The sequence below is a fragment of the Tamilnaduibacter salinus genome (assembly GCF_003096655.1).
In the GTDB taxonomy this organism is placed as follows: Bacteria; Pseudomonadota; Gammaproteobacteria; order Pseudomonadales; family Oleiphilaceae; genus Tamilnaduibacter; species Tamilnaduibacter salinus.
Genome location: NZ_QEKQ01000006.1, coordinates 230,233 through 249,879 on the forward strand (window position 1 = coordinate 230,233; position 19,647 = coordinate 249,879).

18 protein-coding genes and 1 other RNA gene are annotated in these 19,647 nt (G+C 60.9%); 10 read left to right on the top strand and 9 right to left on the bottom strand.

Going from position 1 to position 19,647, the window contains the following annotated elements:
• Positions 1 to 116: 116 nt before the first annotated feature.
• The 4 genes from dapB to grpE form a co-directional block, all read right to left on the bottom strand.
• A complete protein-coding gene (gene dapB, locus C8D92_RS10730) occupies positions 117 to 920 on the bottom strand; it encodes a 4-hydroxy-tetrahydrodipicolinate reductase (protein WP_116919354.1) in 804 nt (267 codons plus the stop codon).
• 9 nt (positions 921 to 929) lie between these two features.
• On the bottom strand, positions 930 to 2,066 hold the full coding sequence (gene dnaJ, locus C8D92_RS10735) for a molecular chaperone DnaJ (protein ID WP_116919355.1): 1,137 nt from the start codon (positions 2,064 to 2,066) through the stop codon (positions 930 to 932).
• Between the two features lie 196 nt (positions 2,067 to 2,262).
• On the bottom strand, positions 2,263 to 4,188 hold the full coding sequence (gene dnaK / locus C8D92_RS10740) for a molecular chaperone DnaK (protein WP_116919356.1): 1,926 nt from the start codon (positions 4,186 to 4,188) through the stop codon (positions 2,263 to 2,265).
• A gap of 113 nt (positions 4,189 to 4,301) precedes the next feature.
• On the bottom strand, positions 4,302 to 4,922 hold the full coding sequence (gene grpE / locus C8D92_RS10745) for a nucleotide exchange factor GrpE (protein ID WP_116919395.1): 621 nt from the start codon (positions 4,920 to 4,922) through the stop codon (positions 4,302 to 4,304).
• 192 nt (positions 4,923 to 5,114) lie between these two features.
• Here grpE and recN point away from each other — a divergent pair, with 192 nt between their 5' ends.
• Positions 5,115 to 6,794, top strand: a complete 1,680-nt coding sequence (gene recN / locus C8D92_RS10750; RefSeq protein WP_116919357.1) for a DNA repair protein RecN — start codon at positions 5,115 to 5,117, stop codon at positions 6,792 to 6,794.
• A gap of 53 nt (positions 6,795 to 6,847) precedes the next feature.
• Here recN and fur read toward each other — a convergent pair whose 3' ends face one another.
• Complete coding sequence (gene fur, locus C8D92_RS10755; RefSeq protein ID WP_095610134.1) at positions 6,848 to 7,261, bottom strand: ferric iron uptake transcriptional regulator; 414 nt, start codon at positions 7,259 to 7,261, stop codon at positions 6,848 to 6,850.
• Positions 7,262 to 7,399: 138 nt separating this feature from the next.
• On the opposite strand from fur, the gene C8D92_RS10760 reads away from it, so the two are divergent.
• Entirely contained in the window at positions 7,400 to 7,726 is a 327-nt protein-coding gene (locus C8D92_RS10760; RefSeq protein ID WP_116919358.1) for an outer membrane protein assembly factor BamE, read from the top strand.
• A 14-nt stretch (positions 7,727 to 7,740) separates the two neighbouring features.
• Here C8D92_RS10760 and C8D92_RS10765 read toward each other — a convergent pair whose 3' ends face one another.
• The 3 genes from C8D92_RS10765 to C8D92_RS10775 are packed head-to-tail and all read right to left on the bottom strand — an operon-like array spanning position 7,741 to position 9,907.
• Positions 7,741 to 8,040: an RnfH family protein gene (locus tag C8D92_RS10765; RefSeq protein WP_207775161.1), complete on the bottom strand. Its 300-nt coding sequence runs from the start codon at positions 8,038 to 8,040 to the stop codon at positions 7,741 to 7,743.
• Positions 8,037 to 8,480 carry a type II toxin-antitoxin system RatA family toxin gene (locus C8D92_RS10770; protein WP_095610132.1) on the bottom strand — a complete coding sequence of 148 codons (444 nt, stop codon included), beginning with the start codon at positions 8,478 to 8,480 and terminating at the stop codon, positions 8,037 to 8,039. Before C8D92_RS10770 ends, C8D92_RS10765 begins: the two co-directional genes overlap by 4 nt.
• An 8-nt stretch (positions 8,481 to 8,488) precedes the next feature.
• Positions 8,489 to 9,907: a sodium-dependent transporter gene (locus C8D92_RS10775; RefSeq protein ID WP_116919359.1), complete on the bottom strand. Its 1,419-nt coding sequence runs from the start codon at positions 9,905 to 9,907 to the stop codon at positions 8,489 to 8,491.
• Between the two features lie 163 nt (positions 9,908 to 10,070).
• Here C8D92_RS10775 and smpB point away from each other — a divergent pair, with 163 nt between their 5' ends.
• The 3 genes from smpB (at position 10,071) to ssrA (ending at position 12,603) form a co-directional block, all read left to right on the top strand.
• Positions 10,071 to 10,565 carry an SsrA-binding protein SmpB gene (gene smpB / locus C8D92_RS10780; protein WP_095610169.1) on the top strand — a complete coding sequence of 165 codons (495 nt, stop codon included), beginning with the start codon at positions 10,071 to 10,073 and terminating at the stop codon, positions 10,563 to 10,565.
• Between the two features lie 161 nt (positions 10,566 to 10,726).
• Entirely contained in the window at positions 10,727 to 12,151 is a 1,425-nt protein-coding gene (locus C8D92_RS10785) for a WS/DGAT/MGAT family O-acyltransferase (RefSeq protein ID WP_116919360.1), read from the top strand.
• Between the two features lie 92 nt (positions 12,152 to 12,243).
• Positions 12,244 to 12,603, top strand: a transfer-messenger RNA (tmRNA) gene (ssrA, locus tag C8D92_RS10790).
• 139 nt (positions 12,604 to 12,742) lie between these two features.
• Here ssrA and C8D92_RS10795 read toward each other — a convergent pair.
• Positions 12,743 to 13,087 (bottom strand): hypothetical protein, encoded by a 345-nt coding sequence (locus C8D92_RS10795; RefSeq protein ID WP_116919361.1) that lies wholly within the window; start codon positions 13,085 to 13,087, stop codon positions 12,743 to 12,745.
• A 394-nt stretch (positions 13,088 to 13,481) separates the two neighbouring features.
• On the opposite strand from C8D92_RS10795, the gene C8D92_RS10800 reads away from it, so the two are divergent.
• From C8D92_RS10800 to C8D92_RS10815, 5 genes are all read left to right on the top strand, one after another.
• On the top strand, positions 13,482 to 14,150 hold the full coding sequence (locus C8D92_RS10800; protein ID WP_116919362.1) for a cupin domain-containing protein: 669 nt from the start codon (positions 13,482 to 13,484) through the stop codon (positions 14,148 to 14,150).
• 40 nt (positions 14,151 to 14,190) lie between these two features.
• The gene (locus C8D92_RS10805; RefSeq protein ID WP_116919363.1) at positions 14,191 to 14,844 is read left to right on the top strand and encodes an FAD-dependent oxidoreductase; all 654 of its coding nucleotides are present in this window, start codon (positions 14,191 to 14,193) and stop codon (positions 14,842 to 14,844) included.
• 190 nt (positions 14,845 to 15,034) lie between these two features.
• Positions 15,035 to 15,349: a hypothetical protein gene (locus C8D92_RS15600; RefSeq protein WP_133243127.1), complete on the top strand. Its 315-nt coding sequence runs from the start codon at positions 15,035 to 15,037 to the stop codon at positions 15,347 to 15,349.
• A gap of 106 nt (positions 15,350 to 15,455) precedes the next feature.
• Complete coding sequence (locus C8D92_RS10810) at positions 15,456 to 16,580, top strand: efflux RND transporter periplasmic adaptor subunit (protein WP_116919364.1); 1,125 nt, start codon at positions 15,456 to 15,458, stop codon at positions 16,578 to 16,580.
• The gene (locus C8D92_RS10815) at positions 16,580 to 19,639 is read left to right on the top strand and encodes an efflux RND transporter permease subunit (protein ID WP_116919365.1); all 3,060 of its coding nucleotides are present in this window, start codon (positions 16,580 to 16,582) and stop codon (positions 19,637 to 19,639) included. Before C8D92_RS10810 ends, C8D92_RS10815 begins: the two co-directional genes overlap by 1 nt.
• Positions 19,640 to 19,647: the final 8 nt, after the last annotated feature.

Sequence of the window (19,647 nt, forward strand, 5' to 3'; positions counted from 1 at the left end):
AGCGAGACAGAGCTTGAACTCCATCCCGCTTTGAGGATCGGGCAGGGAACGCCGGTGTGGGTGCGGTCAAACTGCGGTATTGTAAAAAATACCGGGCTCAGTGTCCACGCGACGTCCTATTTGAGGTCCAGCACGTCCTGCATGTCGTAAAGACCGACAGGCCTGTCTGCAAGCCAGGACGCGGCCCGGATCGCTCCCCGGGCAAACGTCATGCGACTGCTGGCCTTGTGACTGATCTCGATACGCTCTCCCATCGCGGCAAACAAGACCGTGTGCTCCCCGACGATGTCACCGGCCCGGATGGTTTCAAAGCCAATCTGATTCCTGGGCCGCTCGCCGGTAAAGCCCTCTCGGCCGTACACCGCACATTCGGACAGCTCCCGGCCGAGCGCGTCCGCCACCACCTCACCAAGGCGGAGAGCCGTGCCGGAGGGCGCATCTTTCTTGTGGCGGTGGTGCGCCTCAATCACTTCCACGTCCGCATCGTCACCCATGGCCGTCGCAGCGGTGCGCAGCAGGTTGAGCAGCAGATTCACCCCAACACTCATGTTCGGTGCGAAGACAACCGGGATCGACTCCGCCGCCCGTGCCACCTGAGCCTTTTCCGCGTCGGTCAGCCCGGTGGTGCCGATGACGGCCGACTTACCATGCTCCCGACAGGCCTCAAGGTTCGACAACGTCAGGTCCGGGAAGGTGAACTCCACCAGCACGTCGAAATCGTCAACCACATCGTCAATCCGGGCCGCCAGTTTGACACCGGCCCGACCAATACCAGCCACCTCGCCCGCATCGGCGCCAACCAGCGAGCTGTCCGGGTGAACGATGGCCGCCCCGAGACTCAGATCATCGGCGGCATCCACCGCTTCCACCAGCACCTTGCCCATACGTCCGGCAGCGCCGGTAATGGCGACACGCGTCATGGCGATCTCCTAGAATTTCATCTCATCAAAGAAGCTTTTTACGCCCTCAAACCAGGAGGTCTTGCGCGGAGCGTGACTCGAGCCATTCTCGCCTTTCAGGGTCTGCTGGAACTCCTCCATCAACTCTTTCTGGCGCTTGGTCAGCTTGACCGGCGTTTCCACGATCACCCGGCACAGCAGATCCCCGGCAGGACCACCACGGACCGGCGTCACGCCTTTATTGCGCAGACGGAACAGCTTACCGGTCTGCGTCTCCGGCGGAATCTTGAGCTTCACGCGGCCATCCAGCGTCGGCACTTCCAGCTCGCCACCCAGGGCGGCATCGACGATACTGATCGGTACTTCGCAATACAGATGACGGCCATCACGGGTAAAGATCCGGTGTTCCCGGACGGCCACCTCCACATAGAGGTCCCCCGGCGGTCCACCATCGAGACCCATCTCGCCTTCGCCATTCAGGCGGATACGGTCACCAGTGTCCACGCCCGGCGGCACTTTCACGGAAAGCGTCTTGGTCTCCTCAATCCGTCCGGCACCACCGCAGTCCTTGCAGGGATTCTTGATGACCTTACCGGAACCACGACAGTTCGGGCAGGCCTGCTGGACGGCGAAGAAACCCTGCTGCATGCGCACCTGACCCATACCACGACAGGTCCCGCAGGTCTCCGCAGTACTGCCCTTTTCCGCACCGGACCCATCACACCGACCGCATTCCGTATGGCCCGGGATTTCAATCTCGACGGTTTTGCCTTTGACGGCGTCTTCCAGGTCCAGATCGAGCGTATACCGAAGGTCCGCCCCTCGATTACTGCGACCACGCCCGCCGCCGAAAATATCGCCGAAGACATCCCCGAAGATATCGGAGAACGACGCACCACCGCCTCCGAATCCACCAAAGCCGCCGGCGCCACCCGCCTGGCCGTCCACGCCGGCGTGACCGAACTGATCATACGCGGCGCGTTTTTCACCATCGGCAAGCACCTCGTAGGCTTCGCTCGCTTCCTTGAAGCGCGCTTCCGCGTCTTGGTCGTCCGGATTGCGGTCGGGGTGGTACTTCATCGCAAGCTTGCGATACGCCTTCTTGATTTCCTTTTCGTCCGCATCCCGGGACACGCCGAGGATTTCGTAATAATCGCGCTTGGCCATTGTCTGACACCTGTTTTCGACTGAAGGGCGGACCGACGACGCAAGGACCTCGCGCCAGTCACTGACCCGCCAGCCTGTGACTTCTCGCTGACATCACCCGACGGTCAGCACCGGGCATTGTCAGAAACGGTTTTCTCAAACGAGCGGAACGCGGGGAGCGAACTCCCCGCGTTCCGAGCGGCGATCAACGACGGGCTCAGCCCTTCTTATCGTCGTCTTTGACTTCCTCGAATTCCGCATCGACCGCGTCATCACCGCTCTGACCGGCGTCGGCCTGGGCCTCTGCCTGACCTTCTTGACCGCCCTGGTCGGCGTACATCTTCTGCGCCAGCTCGGAGGACACTTCTGTCAGCTTCTGAGTCTTGGCTTCGATGTCGTCCTTGTCGTCACCCTTGAGCGCCTCTTCCAGATCGCTGATCGCGGACTGGATGGACTCTTTCTCGTCATCGCTGACCTTGTCACCGGCATCTTCCAGCGTCTTGCGCACGGTGTGGACCATGGCGTCGCCCTGGTTCCGGGCCTGGACCAGCTCTTCGAACTTGCGGTCCTCTTCCTCGTTGGCTTCGGCGTCCTGAACCATCTGGTCGATCTCGTCATCACTAAGACCAGAAGATGCCTTAATGACGATCGACTGCTCTTTGCCAGTCGCCTTGTCTTTCGCGGAGACGTTCAGAATGCCGTTGGCATCGATGTCAAACGTCACCTCGATCTGCGGGGTGCCGCGTGGTGCCGGCGGGATGTCCGCCAGATCGAACCGGCCCAGAGACTTGTTCTGGGTCGCCTGCTTGCGCTCACCCTGGACGACGTGAATGGTCACGGCAGTCTGGTTGTCTTCAGCCGTCGAGAACGTCTGCGACTTCTTCGTCGGAATGGTCGTGTTCTTCTCGATCAGCGGCGTCGCCACACCGCCCATGGTTTCGATACCGAGCGTCAGCGGCGTGACGTCCAGCAGCAGCACGTCTTTCACGTCGCCCTGCAGAACCGCCGCCTGAATCGCCGCGCCCATCGCAACGGCTTCGTCCGGGTTCACGTCCTTGCGGGTTTCCTTGCCGAAGAAGTCCTGCACTTTCTGCTGAACCAGCGGCATCCGGGTCTGACCGCCAACAAGGATCACTTCCTCCACTTCGCTGGCATCCACGCCAGCGTCATCAAGAGCGGTCTTGCACGGCTCAAGACTGCGCGTCACCAGCTCTTCGACCAGCGCCTCGAGCTTCGCCCGGGTCACCTTGACGTTCATGTGCTTGGGACCAGCCTGATCCGCCGTGATATACGGCAGGTTGACGTCGGTCTGCTGGGCGCTGGAGAGCTCGATCTTGGCTTTCTCGGCGGCTTCCTTCAGACGCTGCATGGCGAGTGAGTCACCGCGCAGATCGATGCCCTGGTCCTTCTTGAACTCATCGGCGAGGTACTCGATCAGCCTCATGTCGAAGTCCTCACCGCCCAGGAAGGTGTCACCGTTGGTCGCCATCACCTCAAACTGGTGCTCACCGTCCACATCGGCAATCTCGATAATGGAGATATCGAACGTGCCACCGCCCAGGTCGTACACAGCGACCTTCCGGTCACCGCTCTTGCGGTCCAGACCATAGGCCAGCGCCGCCGCGGTCGGCTCGTTGATAATCCGCTTCACTTCCAGGCCAGCGATCTTGCCGGCGTCTTTCGTCGCCTGACGCTGGCTATCATTGAAGTAGGCCGGAACGGTGATCACCGCCTCGGTCACTTCCTCGCCAAGATAATCCTCGGCGGTTTTCTTCATCTTCTTCAGCACTTCCGCAGACACCTGCGGCGGCGCCATTTTCTTGCCCTTGGCTTCGACCCAGGCGTCGCCGTTGTCCGCCTTGGTGATTGTGTAGGGCACCATCTCCACGTCTTTCTGCACAACCTTGTCGTCAAAGCGACGGCCGATCAGACGCTTGATGGCGTACAGCGTGTTGGTCGGGTTGGTCACCGCCTGCCGCTTGGCCGCCTGACCCACCAATGTTTCGCCGTCTTCGGTATAACCGATGATGGACGGTGTGGTGCGGTCGCCCTCGGCGTTCTCGATCACTTTGACCTTGTCACCATCCATGATGGCCACACAGGAGTTGGTCGTCCCCAGGTCGATACCGATTACTTTACCCATGTCACTTCACTCCAGTTCTTTATCAATCCGCTCGGTCAAATTCTTTGCGCCAGCCACCGAAATGTATGTGCTGACGGCCTTTACCTGCCTATATTGGCCTGAGCTTTCGTTTTTCAAGCCTGCTCGTCGATTTTTGCGCTGTCTTCCGGCTTGGCGACCATCACCATCGCCGGACGCACGACGCGGTCATGCAACGTGTACCCTTTCTGCACAACGGTCACGACGCTGTTCGGCTCGGCGTCCGGCGCCGGCACCATCGACATTGCTTCGTGATACTGCGGATCAAACGGCTCACCCACCGGATCAAGCTGCTTGACGTTGAACTTCTCGATCGACGTGAGGAACAGATTCAGCGTCATCTCCGCGCCCTCGCGAATGGAGGCCACAACGTCATCCGCGGCTTCCTTCTCCTGAGCGCTTTCGACCGCTTTTTCCAGGCTGTCCGCCACCGGCAGAAGCTCCTTGACGAACTTCTCCACCGCAAACTTCCGGGCCTTCTCCACGTCGATCTCGGCCCGGCGGCGCACATTCTGCATTTCCGCCTGGGTCCGCAGCATCTGATCCTGAAATTCGCCGACCTGACGCTTCAGGGCATCGACTTCGGTTTCATCGTCAGCGGCCTGTTCGTTCTCCACGGCCTCTTCAGCTGACTCACCGGCTGCTGTTTCTTCTTCAGCAGCCTGCTCAGCGGCTGTTTCAGCCGCCTCTTCCTGACGCTTTTCTTCGTCACTCATGTGCCAGTTCTCCCGTGATTCCAAGTAGGGCCAGCTTGAAACACCGACCATATCGTCTGGTTTGCCGAAGACATGGGGCCACCCCCTGACGGTTTCAACCACCCCGTTGCCCTTTCCTTGCAATCCGCAACAACACTGTATACATTCACAGGTACTGTATAGATAGACAGATCACCAATACGGAGCCTGATCATGCTGACCCAGCTCACCGTCTCCAACTACGCCATTGCCGAGAAGGTCGAACTCCAGTTCCGCAACGGTATGACAACGCTGACGGGAGAGACCGGCGCAGGTAAATCCATTGTCCTGGATGCACTGTCCCTGATTCTGGGCGGTCGGGCCGACGCCTCGGCCGTCCGTCATGGTGCCAAGCGCGCTGACATCACGGCCAGCTTTGACATCACTGGCATACCAGCCGCCGCCGAGTGGCTGGAGGAGCGCGAGCTGGACGCGGACGGGGAGTGCCTGATGCGCCGCGTGATCAGCCGGGAGGGTCGCTCGCGGGCCTATATCAACGGCCAGCCCTGCCCGCTGTCGCACCTGCGCGGACTGGGCAGCCACCTGATGGACATTCACAGCCAGCACCAGCACCAGTCCCTGCTCCAGAAGGAAACACACCGAATATTGCTGGATAACTTCGCCGGTGCCCGCGACCTTGCCGAGAGCACCCGCACGGCCTACAAGACATGGCACGCCAGCCGCCAGAAGCTGGATGACCTGACACATAACCGGGATGACAACGAGGCCCGGCGACAACTCCTGCGCTACCAGGTGGACGAACTCGATCAACTGGCGCTCAGCGCCAGCGAGCTGACCGAACTGGAAGCGGAGCAGACGCGGCTCAGCCATGCCGAATCGGTCATGCACCAGTCCCACCAGGCGCTTCTGCTGGCCAGTGACGATGACACCAGCGCCGCCTCGCTCGCCAGCCAGGCGCTGCAGCAACTCGAACAGCTCCCGGTGGCCATGCCGGAACTGGACGAGACCCTCCAGATGCTGAGTGAGGCCCAGATCCAGCTCAATGAAGCCGGCAGCAACCTGCGTCACTTCCTCGACCAGTATGACGCCGACCCGCAACGACTCGCCGAGGTCGAGGAGCGCCTGAGCACGATCTACGATCTGTCCCGCAAACACCGGGTTACGCCAGAACAGCTCCCGGAGCATCACGAAAGCCTGAGAAGCGAGCTGGAAGAGCTGGAAGGCGGTGACGGCAATCTGGAGGCGCTCGCGGCGGAGACCGAGCGACTGGCCGACGAGTGGCAGGCCCGCGCCGACGAGCTCAGCGAGCGGCGTCAAAACGCGGCGATGGCTCTCGACGAGAAAATCGCGTCGGAATTGGCCGAACTGAGCATGCCGGCCGTGCAGTTCGTGACGCATCTTGCCCGGCGGGATCACCCGGCGCCCTCCCCCAACGGTCACGAGGACATCGAATTCCTGATCAGCGCCAACCCGGGACAACCCGCCCGCTCACTGGCGAAGGTGGCCTCCGGCGGCGAGCTGTCCCGTATCAGCCTCGCCATCCAGGTGGTGGTGGCGCAGACCAGCACCATTCCGACACTGGTGTTCGATGAGGTGGATGTCGGGATTGGCGGCGGCACCGCGGAAGTCGTGGGGCGGCTGCTCCGCCAGCTGGGCAGTGGCGGCCAGATTCTCTGCGTGACGCACCTTCCGCAGGTCGCCGCACAGGCCCATCAGCACCTGTTCGTCAGCAAATTCAGCGAAAAGGACAGCACCTGGTCTCAGGTGGAAACACTCGACAAAGACGACCGCATCAAGGAAGTGGCCCGCATGCTGGGTGGAATGGAACTGACGGACCAGACAATGGCCCACGCACAGGAGATGTTTCAGAAGGGACAGGCGCTTCACCACTGAAGGACACCAGCGGCAATGCCAGCGCCGGCCCCATCGAGGCCGGCTTTATTCGTTCAGTTCTTGCGGGGCTTCACGTAGAGGATCAGGCTGTGGTCGACCAGGTCGTAGCCATGCTCTTCGGCAATCGCGCGCTGACGCTCCTCAATGACCGAATCGTAGAACTCGATCACCTTGCTCGTCTCGGTGCACACCATATGGTCGTGGTGCTCTTCACCAGCCATTTCGAAGACCGCATGACCGCCCTCAAAGTTATGGCGCAGGACGAGGCCCGCCGCCTCAAACTGGGTCAGCACACGATAGACAGTGGCCAACCCCACATCGTCACCTGACTCCAGGAGCTTACGGTACACATCTTCCGCACTCAGGTGATGGTCTTCCGACGTGGTCTGCAGAATATTGAAAATCTTGACCCGCGGCAGGGTGACTTTGAGTCCGGCTTTGCGTAGTTCCGTGTTTTCAGATGACATGCTGCGGTCCGCTCTTTGGTGAACTGTGCTAGTCCGTTATTATAACGGCGGTCAGGAGAACTGGCTAACCGTTATGATCGGGAATCACCCGCGTGATACCCGGCGTCTATCATACCCATTAGAGGATCTTGCCCACTCATGAAATCCGTCCTTGCCCTGAGTCTGGCCCTGCTGATGACCGGATGCGTATTTCCCGGCGTTTATCGGATTGATGTGCAACAGGGCAACATCCTCGACGAAGAAGACCTTGCCCGGCTGGACAGTGGCATGTCGCGGTCCGACGTACGCAACGCACTGGGTTCCCCCATCATGCTCAACCCGGTTGATGATTCCCGCGAGTACTACGTCTACACGTACCAGGAGGACGGTGGCGAAATTCGCGAACAACGTGTGGTGGTGTATTACGAGGGCGACCAATACTCGCACTATGAGGCGAATCTGCTGGAGGAAACGCCCGCCTACTGATCCCGGCGGCATGCTCAGCCTTTCTTCTTTTTCCTGGCCCGCTGGATCCGGGCGTCCTTGGGGTCGATTTTCAGAGGCCGGTAGATCTCCACTCGGTCTCCGGCACGCAGGACCTGCTCGCGGGGGCGTTTGACCACTTTGCCAAAGACCCCCATCGCCGCCTGCTCGTAATCAAGCTCCGGGAACACCCGCTCAAGACCCGACTGAGTGGCCGCAGTGTACACAGTGGTTCCCGCCGCCACCTCAAGCGTCACTATCTCCTGTCGCTCCGGCGTCGCGTACGCCACCTCGACGCGCACGACCTCGTCGCTCATGACGAACGCCCATAGACCTGAATGGCCCGCTGGCAGAACGCATCGACCATCGTGTTGGCGGCCTGACTGAACACCTTCCCGAACGTCATGCGCGAGAGCGACCCCGAAAAGGCGAAGTCGAGAACCAGCACGACCTTGCAGGCGTTATGCTCCAGCGGCTGGAAGCGCCATCCACCGGCGAGACTCTGAAAGGGCCCGTCCACCAGTGCCATATCGATGGTCTCCGGCGCGCTGAGGCGATTGCGGGTCGTCAGCCGGTGACGAACACCGGAACGCGCCACATCGATGGAGGCGATGATTTCCGACGGGCCCGATTCGTGGATTTCGGTGCCGGCGCACCAGGGCAGGAACTCGGGATACCGACCGATATCGTTGACCAGGTCAAACATCTGGCCGGCCGAATACCAGACCAGCGCACTTTTCTCGATTGTATGAGCCATACCGCTCCCTAATGACCGCACCAGATCAGCGACGGCGCTCCGTCGCACAGACTCGCAGCCGATGCCATTGCGTGATGGACGGCAATATAGAGAATCACCGTCGGCAACACCAGACGGGTGACCCACAGCCAGATCTGACGCACCAGCGCTGGCCCGTGCCCGATCAGCCTCAATGACTCCTCATCCGCCAACGCCCAACCGACAAAGAACGACGTCAGAATACAGACGGCAGGGATGAGCACCGCGCTGGACACAATGTCCATCCACCGATAGGCCGTCCCGCCCAGAAGCATGTCATCCGACCATACATTGAATGAGAACAGCACCATCAACCCCGCCAGCCAGGCGGCCACGCCAATGATGAGCACTGTCCAACGCCGTGGCGCCGCCAGACGATCCTGAAGCCAGCCGATGGCCGGCTCCATCAGAGCCAGCGCGGAGGTCCAGGCCGCCAGCGTCACCATCATAAAGAACACAGTGAGCAGAAACTGGCCGCCCGGAACGGAGGCCAGCGACTCGGGGAGAGCCAGGAAGACCAGCTCGAAACCGCTCAGCCCGGGCACCTCCGACGCCGTCACCAGCGAGTGCACCACCAGCCCCGCCATAATACCAATCAGCGTGTCCGACAGCGCCACCGTGAACACCGACCGTTTCAACGGCGTGGTCGGCGCGGAATAGGCGCCGAATACAATCAACACCCCGACGCCCAGCCCCAGGGTGTAGAACGCGTGAGTCAGCGCCAGGCGCACACTTTCAAAACTGAAATCCGCCCAGTGCGGGTCCAGCATCAGCGACGTCGCACGTGCGAACTCGCCATCGCGAGCGCTGTAGATCAGCAGACCGGAGAGCAATAACACCATCAGGGGCACCATCACCCGCATGGCACGACCAAGGCCCTGCCAAACCCCCTGGGCAGAGACCGCGACCACCAGCAACAGGAACACGGCATGCCACCCCATAAACGCCCGTGAGGCTTCGGGGTTGCGGACAAACTCATCCAGCGTGGACAGGAGTGAGGATTCCGTCGCGTGGTTGAACTCGCCCAGCGCGGCGTGAAACAGGTAATACAGACAGATGCCGCCGATGACCGCGAACATGGCCAGCACCAGAAATCCCGAGAACACACCGAGCCGGGCGACCCACAACCAACGCCCCGGAGCGTCGGTGTCACCGGCGAGGCGGTCAAATGCCAGCACCGGTCCGAACCGGGCATACCGCCCGATGGCGGCCTCGGTCAGCATCAGCGGCAGGGTAATCAGCAACAGCCCCACCAGATAGACAAACAGGAAGAGACTGCCACCGCGCTCCGCGACCAGTCCCGGGAACGTCCAGAAGTTGCTCAGCCCCGCCGTGGCTCCGGTTGCCGCCCAGAAAAACGTCATGCGGTGAACCCAGGAGCCCGCCGGGGTCAGATTGCGTCTATCCATCGGTGCTTCCGTCCAGTGGGCGCGCCGCGCATTGTAGCTGAAAGGCTGCCGGGGAACACGCTACCGCGCACCGTTTCGTGCTCCGCCGCACCACAGTTGGAGCCAGCGGCGGCACTGGGCTACAATGCGCGGCTCCCATCATCCGCTCCCGACGCAGGCGATTATGAGCAAGGGCAAGGTCAAAAAGAAAAAGGCACCTGGTGGAAGCACCATCGCGCTCAACAAGAAGGCGCGCCATGAGTTCCACATCGAGGACCGCTACGAAGCCGGTGTCTCACTGCAGGGCTGGGAAGTGAAAGCCATGCGGGGCGGCAAGGCGCAGATCACGGATGCCTACATCCTGCTGAAAGACGGCGAAGCGTTTCTGCTCGGTGCCCAGGTGACACCGCTGCCAACCGTGTCTACCCACCTGATCCCGGACCCCACGCGCACCCGCAAACTGCTGCTTCATGCCAGCGAGTTGAGCAAGCTGATTGGCGCCACCCAGCAGAAGGGCTATACCTGCGTCCCCCTGGCACTGTACTGGAAACGCAATAAGGTGAAGTGCGAAATCGCGCTTGTGAAAGGCAAGAAGCAGTACGACAAACGCCAGACCGAGAAAGAGCGGGACTGGAACCGCCAGAAGCAGCGGATCCTGCGGGAAGTGAACGCGGGTTGACGGCGGGCGATGTATCGCCTCTGCAACCAGTTCACAGACCACACCAAACCGCCCTATACTGATCATCTCCCATCGGGACACATGGCCTGTCCAGGTAAGTTCCCGCAGTTCCTGACGCTGTGTCCCGACATCCTTCTCAGAATGGATTGCAGAGGGTACTCATGTCTTCATCCCGAAGTGCTATGTCGTCGATCGACCGGGCATGGCTTTGCATGGAAACCCCATGCAGTCCCATGATGATCGGCGCTGTCCTGATCTTTGACCGCCCGATGGCGGTGCCCCGACTCAAGCAGGTCTTCAGAGAACGCCTCCTGCGTTTTCACCGCTTTCGCCAGCGGGTCGAGCAGGACGGCGATAGCGCCTGGTGGGTCGACGACCCCTACTTTGATATCGACAATCACATCCACGTGACGGCCCTGCCCGAACCGGCGGACGAGGCGGCTCTGCAGTCGCTCGCCAGCGACCTCAACAGCACCCCACTCGATGGACGCCAGCCGCTCTGGCAGGTTCACTATGTCAGTAATTACGGTGCCGGTTGCGCGCTGATCGTGCGGGTGCACCACTGCATTGCCGATGGGCTCTCGCTGGTGCGGGTGCTATTAACACTGACCGACGACCAACCGACGCCCACGCTGCATGCCGTCTCCGACTCGCAGACACCCCCGCCTCAAGCCAAAAGCGGGCTGGGCCGCCATTTTCGACGTCTCCAGCAACGTTTCAGGGACGGAAAGCAGCAGATCAAGGCTCTACTCACCAACACCCGGGAGCATCGCCACTACCCGCTCCGACTGGTACAGACAGTGGGCGACATCACTCTGGAGTGCGCCAAACTCAGCCTTGCACCGGCCGATCCCCAAACGCCCCTGACCGGCCCTTTGCGGGGTCGCAAGCAGGTTGCCTGGTCACCGCCACTGGACCTGGACATGGTCAAACAGGTCGCCCGGGGACTGAACGGCACCGTGAATGACGTGCTAATGACTGTCGCCAGCGGCGCGATCCACGACTGCCTGACCCAGGGCAATGCCACACCCCCGGCGTGCGGCATCCGGGTGGCGGTGCCCTTCAACCTTCGCCCCATCGATCAGCCTGTGGAGGCGCTCGGCAACCAGTTCGGCCTGGTGATGGTGCCCCTGCCTGTGGATGTCGCCTGTCCACGCATGCGCTTCCGGCAGGTTCAGGAACAGATGAGCCGCATCAAGCGTTCCTGGCAGGCTCAGGTCAGCTACAGCCTACTGGACCTGTTCGGGCGCGGCCCGGCCATGCTCGAGCGGCGTGCGCTGGACCTGCTGAGCCGCAAGGCCTCGGCGGTACTGACCAATGTGCCAGGCCCCCGGGAGCCGGTCTACCTGGCGGGCGCGAAACTGACCCAGCCCCACTTCTGGGTGCCCCAGACCGGTGGTATCGGCGTCGGCATGAGCATCTTCAGTTATGCCGGGCAGGTTCAGTTCGGCCTCATCACCGACACCAACCTCGGCGTGGACCCGACCCAACTGGTCAGCAGCTTCCAGACCCATTTCGATCAGCTGCGCGAATTCGCCGGCCCGCCAGAGAGCTATCCGGAGATCGACCGGCGCCGGGCGGGGTAAGCCGCGTATTCCATGGCTCTTCCCGTTATTGCGCAATTTCCGACGATGCCGCTTGATAGGCGGCATCGCGGCCCCATATACTGTTCGCACAAGGGGACGATATGGCTTCGACGCCGGATGCGAAACCTTGGGTGCATGCCGAGATGGCAGCGAATCTCGTTAATCGAAAGCTGCTTTAAAATAGTCGCAAACGACGACAACTACGCACTGGCGGCGTAAAGCCGCTGGTCGTCCTGACTGGGGTGCCTGTTCCCCAGACTTTCAGGACGTCATAGCAAACAGGATGCGCTTTCAGTCAGAGCTCACTGACTGAGGGCAAAGACCCAAAGAGCTCGCCTCCTGCACCCTGACCTTCGGGTCGCTTGAGGTTAAACGAATAGAAGGACACTAAGCATGTAGATCTCAAGGCGGAGTACTGGCGGACGCGGGTTCGATTCCCGCCGTCTCCACCAGACAGAGAGCAAAAAGCCCCTGACTTCAGGGGCTTTTTTATATACGCCTTATCCCACCGACATGCAGGGCGTCCAAACACGTCAACGCCCTCGCATCCTTGCCGGTTGTACTGGGGATCTCACCCTGTCAGCCACCGACTTAACCGCGAGCCGCCTTGCCGTTGGTCGCTTCATCATCGCCGTTGTCTTCCGGATCGCGCAGCTCAACCGCACGCTCGCGAAGGAGTCGCTTTTTCTCAGAGTCTGCAAACCGCTTCAAAACCTGACGGATAAGGGGCTGGTAGCCAATATCATTGATCTCGGCAATCCTCTTATAGTCGTCGATAAGCGACTGCTGTCGACGGATGGATATCGGCTTCAGATCAGCCGCGGCATCCAGCGTGTCTTCGTCGACATTGGTTGATACACTCACAAACTCTTCTTCACAACCAAGGCTTCCATCTTCCCAGGCTTCGGGAGCGCCGCTATCTTGCGATGCTTGCACATAACCGCTCGTCCCAGTCGCCTACGGCTTTTCTACCTTCTTTTCTGCGACTTAGTGCAATCAGTCGGCGCACTTGCCGTAAATGCTTTTTCCAGATTCATTCGACTCGTGGGCCGTTTTCAAAATAATGTCGCCGTCTTGTCACGCCACCTTGAGCCATCGCCCGCTGTCGGTCTCAGCAATAAACCACTGAGTGGACGAATCGGTTTTGTGCTTCTCTCGCGTATCCTACAAAAGGCCACCGGAGCGATTCGCAAAACACTGCTGCACCGCGTCCAGGCTTGGGCAACATTGTGGGTCGGCAACCCTTGCCCTTCACTGTGCTCTGGTCAAGCGGTCCTCATTGCCTCGCCTGCTGTAGTAGACTCAGCCTGAATGCCTGACAGGAGGCCACATGGACACCAACGCCGACTTCTCGCAACCCGCTCTGGTTCACGCCGAGCAAGAGCCTTGGGTTGCCTCGCCGATGCCGGGCGTCGAACGAAGGATACTCGACCGGTTGGGTGGTGAAGTGGCCCGTGCCACATCCATCGTGCGCTACGCGCCGAAAAGCGCCTTTTCACCGCATACGCACGGAGGCGGCGAAGAGTTTGTGGTGTTGGAAGGCACGTTTGAAGACGAATATGGGCAATTCCCAGCCGGCACCTATGTGCGCAACCCGCCAACATCGCGACATACGCCAGGCTCTACCGAGGGTTGCACCATTTTCGTTAAGCTCTGGCAGTTTGATCCGGATGATCGGCTACAATTCCACATCGACATGCGAGCCAACCTTCAGGCGACAGATTCTGGCTTGTCTGAGGCTCTTCTCCACGAGAGCGTTGGCGAGCGCGTCACCTACACCGAAGCCGAACCAAACAGCCGTGTTACCCTGCCCCCCTCCAACGGAATCGAAATCCTGGTTCTCAGCGGATCACTGATCGGGGAAACGCAGACTCTGGAGCGCTATTCCTGGCTCCGTCTGCCGCCCGGCGAAGGTTACCAGGGTACTGCCGGGGAGAGCGGTGCGCGTTTTTGGATGAAGACTGGCCATCTGGACAAAGTCCAGCGGCCGCCGGAGTGACCTGACGCCTTCCACCGCCTTGTCCTGATTTCGAGGTCCAATGAACCAGACAGATATCGCCATCGTCGGCGGCGGACTGGCCGGCGTGGGGCTTGCTGAACAGCTTCACCGCCAAGGCGTGGATTATCAACTCTTTGAAGCTCGCGACCGGCTTGGCGGCCGGATCGAGTCCAAAGCCTATGACGGGGCCCGTTTCGATCTAGGGCCCGCCTGGTTCTGGCATGTCCAGCCAAGGCTCACGGCGGCCTGCGAGCGCTTCGGCATCGATGTCTTTGAGCAGTTCAGCGATGGCGAACTGCTGTTTGAGGACAGTGGAAGACAGGTCCATCGTGGTCTCGGTTTCGCCAGCCTGGTCTCGGCCTCGCTGGCACAGTTGGGCCGGCTGTTTGGCAGTCGCGCGGAAAAGCCCGTCAAAACCGTCATAAGAGATTGGGCAACCGAACCGGACACCGCCACCGACGCTGACCAGGGGTTCGGCATGGAGCACCCGTCGACCGAAATCACAGGCCGTATTCAAAGCATTTGGCACGGTCAGGTCCTTTTCGGGGCCTCCGAGATGGCACCCCAGTTCGGCGGCTACATGGAAGGCGCCCTGGAGCAGGCACAGCGAGTCGCTCAACACGTCCTCGGCGAGACCGCCAACCTGAGGTCAACGCTCCTGGCCGGTAGTCCTGACTCACCACACCAGCCCTGAGATTTCACCAGAGCACAACACGACCAACTCGTTCATTTTCTCTGGGATTAGTGACGTCAGTCATTGGATGTCGAACCGTTATGCGACCCCACACAATCGCAAGCGCTGTGTGATTGATGCCAGCCACATCATGACGCGCCTGTTTCGGAGCGGGCTGGTCGCGTTCTAGCCGTCGGTCTGCCCGTGCCTGATGGGCGTTACCACTGGGCTCTGCGTGGACGCCAATCTGCTGTCCCCCGATATTCCGTCGTTTCTCGGTATCCGTTCCAGACAGGGGGCGATCACTACCAGCGCCACACTGGCCATTGGCGCCCTGGTGCTGGACACATTACTGGCTATGAGTGTCATTCTCTGGGGCTATGGTGGGGTATGCTTCCCTGGCTGTTTTGTTTCTCAACGGGATCGCCCCGGTCCATACTGTCATGCAGGCGTCATGGGTGATCGACAGGATGAAGTCTATCGCATCGTTCACACCCTGCCGCCGGCTTGTATAGCACCCTATTAGTTCCGGTATACTGCCAGGCTACTGTCTCGCTCGGCGAATCCGTTGTCATTGGCCGAACGGGACACCCTTATTTCGATTCAAGCGACCGATTGTCAGGATGGACCCCATGCGCACTGCTTCCCGTTTCGTGATCGTCATTGTTGTCCTTGCCGTCGTCCTCGGCGGTATCTTCGGGTACAAGATGTACCAGTTCGGGCAGATGAAGGAAATGCTTTCCCAGCCGCAACCGCCGGCCGTTATTGAGGCGACCAGCGCGAAGCAGCTGAGCTGGACGCCGTCGCTCAAGTCCGTTGGCAGCGTCACCGCCATCAATGGCGTCCAGATCGCCAACGAGGTGCCGGGTGTGGCCAGCGATGTCCGGTTCGAGTCCGGCGACCGCGTCGAGCAGGGCGACATTCTGGTGAGGCTCGACAGCGAGGTGAACGAAGCCGCACTGCGCACCCGACGGGCCGAGGCGCGTCTGGCCCGCCAGGAGTTCGAGCGCGTGGAGGATCTGCTGCCGCGCAAGGCCGTCTCCCAATCCCAGTACGATGAAGCGGAAGCGAACCTCGCCGCCGCCCAGGCACGTGTTAAGGAAGCCGAGGCACAGCTCGCCAAGAAGACCCTGCGCGCGCCGTTCAACGGCACCCTGGGTCTGCGGCTGGTCGACCAGGGTGAATACCTCCCCACCGGCTCCCCCGTGGTGGAGATCAACATGCTTGATCCGATCTATGTCGATTACACCGTCTCGGAAAAAGAGCTGAGCAACATCGACGTCGGCCACGCCGTCAACGTCACCGTAGCCGCCGTTCCGAACGAGGTGTTCGACGGCGAGATTTCCGCGATCAACAGCTCGGTCAGTCCCGAAAGCCGGACGGTGCGCGTGCGCGCCACCATCGACAATCCGAATCGTGTCCTGCGTCCGGGTATGTTCGCCACGGTCCAGACACTGCGACCGGAAAGCCGCAACGTCGTCACTGTGCCGCGCACGGCCATTTCCTTTAACACCTATGGTGATTTTGTATTCGTGGTCACTGAGAACGAGAACGGGGAACTGATCACGGAGCGTCGCAGCGTTGAGACCGGCGAAGTCCGGGATGGACGGGTTGAGGTGAAGACGAACCTGAAAGCCGGTGAACGCGTTGTGGCAACCGGCCTGCTGCGCCTGCGCGCCGGTCAGCGCGTCGAGATCAAGTCGGAGAACACCGACGGGAGCCAGGATGGTGGTAACAGCAAGGAGGCCGGCAACTGATGCAATTTACCGACATTTTCGTCAAACGGCCGGTCCTTTCCACGGTCGTCAGCCTGCTCATCCTGCTGCTCGGCGTCCGGGCTGCCCTGGATATGGAAATCCGGGAGTATCCCGAAATTGAAAGCACAACGGTCACGGTCACCACCGCTTACCCCGGCGCCAGCTCGGACCTGGTGAAGGGCTTCATCACGACACCGCTGCAACAGGCCATCGCCGAAGCAAGCGGCATTGATTACCTGACCTCGACCAGCAGCCAGGGCGTCTCCACGATCACCGCGAAGATGAACCTGAACTATGACGCCAACGCCGCACTGGCCGAGATTCAGGCCAAGGTGGCCAGTCAGCGCAACGTGCTGCCGGCCGAGGCACAGGACCCGGTCATCACCTCCACCACTGGGGACAGCACGGCCCTGATGTACATCGCGTTCTCCAGCGAGACCATGCCGGTGCCGAAGATCACGGACTACCTGACCCGCGTGGTGCAGCCCAAGCTGCAGGCCCTGTCCGGGGTCGGCAAGGCTGAGCTGCTCGGTCGTCAGTTTGCCCTGCGGGTCTGGCTCGACCCCCAGCGTCTGGCGGCGGTGGACATGACGTCCACGGAAATCGCCCAGATCCTGCGCCAGAACAACTATCAGGCGGCCGTTGGCAACACCAAGGACACGATGGTCAAGGTCAACCTGACCAGCAACACCGATGTGGGCGACCCGGAGCAATTCCAGGAACTGGTGGTCAAGGAAGTCGACGGTTCCCTGATCCGTCTGAAGGACATTGCCCGGGTCGAGCTGGGATCTGAGACTTACGAGAGTCTCGCGTTGTATAAAGGCAAGCCCGCTACCTACGTGGCCATCGAGATGGCCCCGGGGGCCAACCCGCTGACGGTCGCCGGGCTGGTGAAGGATGAACTGCCGGGGATTCGCCAGCAGCTGCCCGAGGGGCTGAGCGTCAGCCTGCCTTATGACGCCTCCGAGTTCATCGACGACTCGATCAACGAGGTGCTCAAAACACTGGTCGAGGCCGTTCTCATCGTCCTCGTCGTGGTCTTCCTGAGCCTCGGCTCCCTGCGCGCAGCGGTCGTCCCGTCCGTGGCAGTCCCGCTGTCACTGGTCGGCGGTGCGTTCATTATGCTGATGCTCGGGTTCTCCCTGAACCTGCTGACGCTCCTGTCTCTGGTACTCGCCATTGGTCTGGTCGTGGACGACGCCATCATCATGGTGGAAAACGTCCACCGCCACATCGAACAAGGCGAACCAAAGTTCCAGGCCACTCTGCATGGGGCCCGGGAAATGGCCACGCCGATCATTGCAATGACCACGACGCTGGTCGCAGTCTATGCCCCGATCGGCTTCATGGGCGGACTCGTCGGCTCGCTGTTCACGGAATTTGCCTTCACCCTTGCCGGCACCGTCGTCATCTCCGGCATCGTGGCCCTGACCCTCTCTCCGATGCTCTCCGGCAAGGTGCTCAAGCCCCACGGTCAACCCACCCGGTTCGAGACCAAGGTCGAGAAGACGTTTGACGCTCTGTCCAATGGCTACAAGCGTCTGCTCAGCTCCTCACTCCAGACGGTCTCCGTAACCGTCTTTTTCGCCATTGTGGTACTGGGCTCGATCTACTTCATGGTCATGTTCAGCCAGAGCGAGCTGGCGCCGGATGAAGATCAGGGCATATTGCTGTTCCAGGGAACGGCGCCACAGAACGCGACGCTGGATTACCTGCAGAAGTATGGCACCGAGATGCAGGAGACATTCGAGTCCCTCCCGGGGTACGAGGAAACCTTCATGCTGCTGGGTCTCCAGAGTCCGAACACCGTCTTTGGCGGCTTCAAGATGAAACCCTGGAGTGAGCGGGAGATCTCCCAGTTCGAAGTACAGCCTCAGGTCCAGGAAGGCCTCAAAGAGATCACCGGCCTGAAAACCGCCGTCTTCCCGATCCCCGCACTGCCCGGGTCAGGGGGAGGCTTCCCCTTCCAGTTCGTTATCACCACGGGAGCGGACTATGAGCAGCTGAATGAAGTCGCCGACGCGCTGATGGGCAAGGCGATGCAGAGCGGCAACTTCATGTTCCTGCAGAAGTCCATTGAGTTTGACCGTCCGGTGACCCGCGTGAAGGTCGACCGCGACCGGGTCGCCGACCTGGGTCTGTCCATGCAGCAGGTTGGTCAGTCGCTCTCCAGCATGCTGGGTGGGGGCTTCATCAACCGCTTCAACATGGAAGGGCGCTCCTATAAGGTGATCCCGCAGGTCGAGCGGGCCTCACGCCCCACGGCCCAGTCACTGAATGACTACTACATCCGGACGGACTCCGGAGAACTGGTGCCTCTGGGCAGCGTCGTCAGCTTTGAGGACGACGTCGAGCCGTCCCAGCGGACCCAGTTCAACCAGCTCAACTCGCTGACCCTGCAGGGGATTCCCACGCCGGGCGTGGCCATGGGCGATGCCATGGACTACATCGAGACCACCGCCGCAGAGGTGTTCCCGCAAGGCTTCACCAGCGACTACAAGGGCCAGACACGACAGCTCGACAATCAGGGGAGTGCCCTGATGGTCACCTTCTTCCTGTCACTGCTGGTGATCTACCTGGTACTCGCGGCCCAGTTCGAAAGCTGGCGTGATCCGTTCATCATCCTCGTGTCCGTGCCGATGTCCGTGGCCGGCGCCATGGCCTTCATCGCGCTGGGGCTGACGACGATGAACATCTACAGTCAGGTGGGGCTGATCACGCTGATCGGCGTGGTGTCCAAGAACGGCATCCTGATCGTGGAGTTCGCCAACAACCTCCAGCATGACCGCGGGCTGAACAAGTTCGATGCCGTCGTGGAGGCCTCGGCGATCCGGCTGCGTCCGATCATCATGACATCGCTCGCACTGATCGTTGCGATGGTGCCGCTGCTGATTGCCGTCGGCCCGGGTGCGGAGAGCCGTTTCGCCATTGGCCTGACGATCGCGACCGGCCTCGGTATCGGCACGCTGTTCACGGTGTTCGTGCTCCCGGCCTTCTACCTGCTGCTCGCGCGGGACCACAACGCCGGGCAGGACGAGGGCGCTACCACGGAGGTCTGATCACGCCC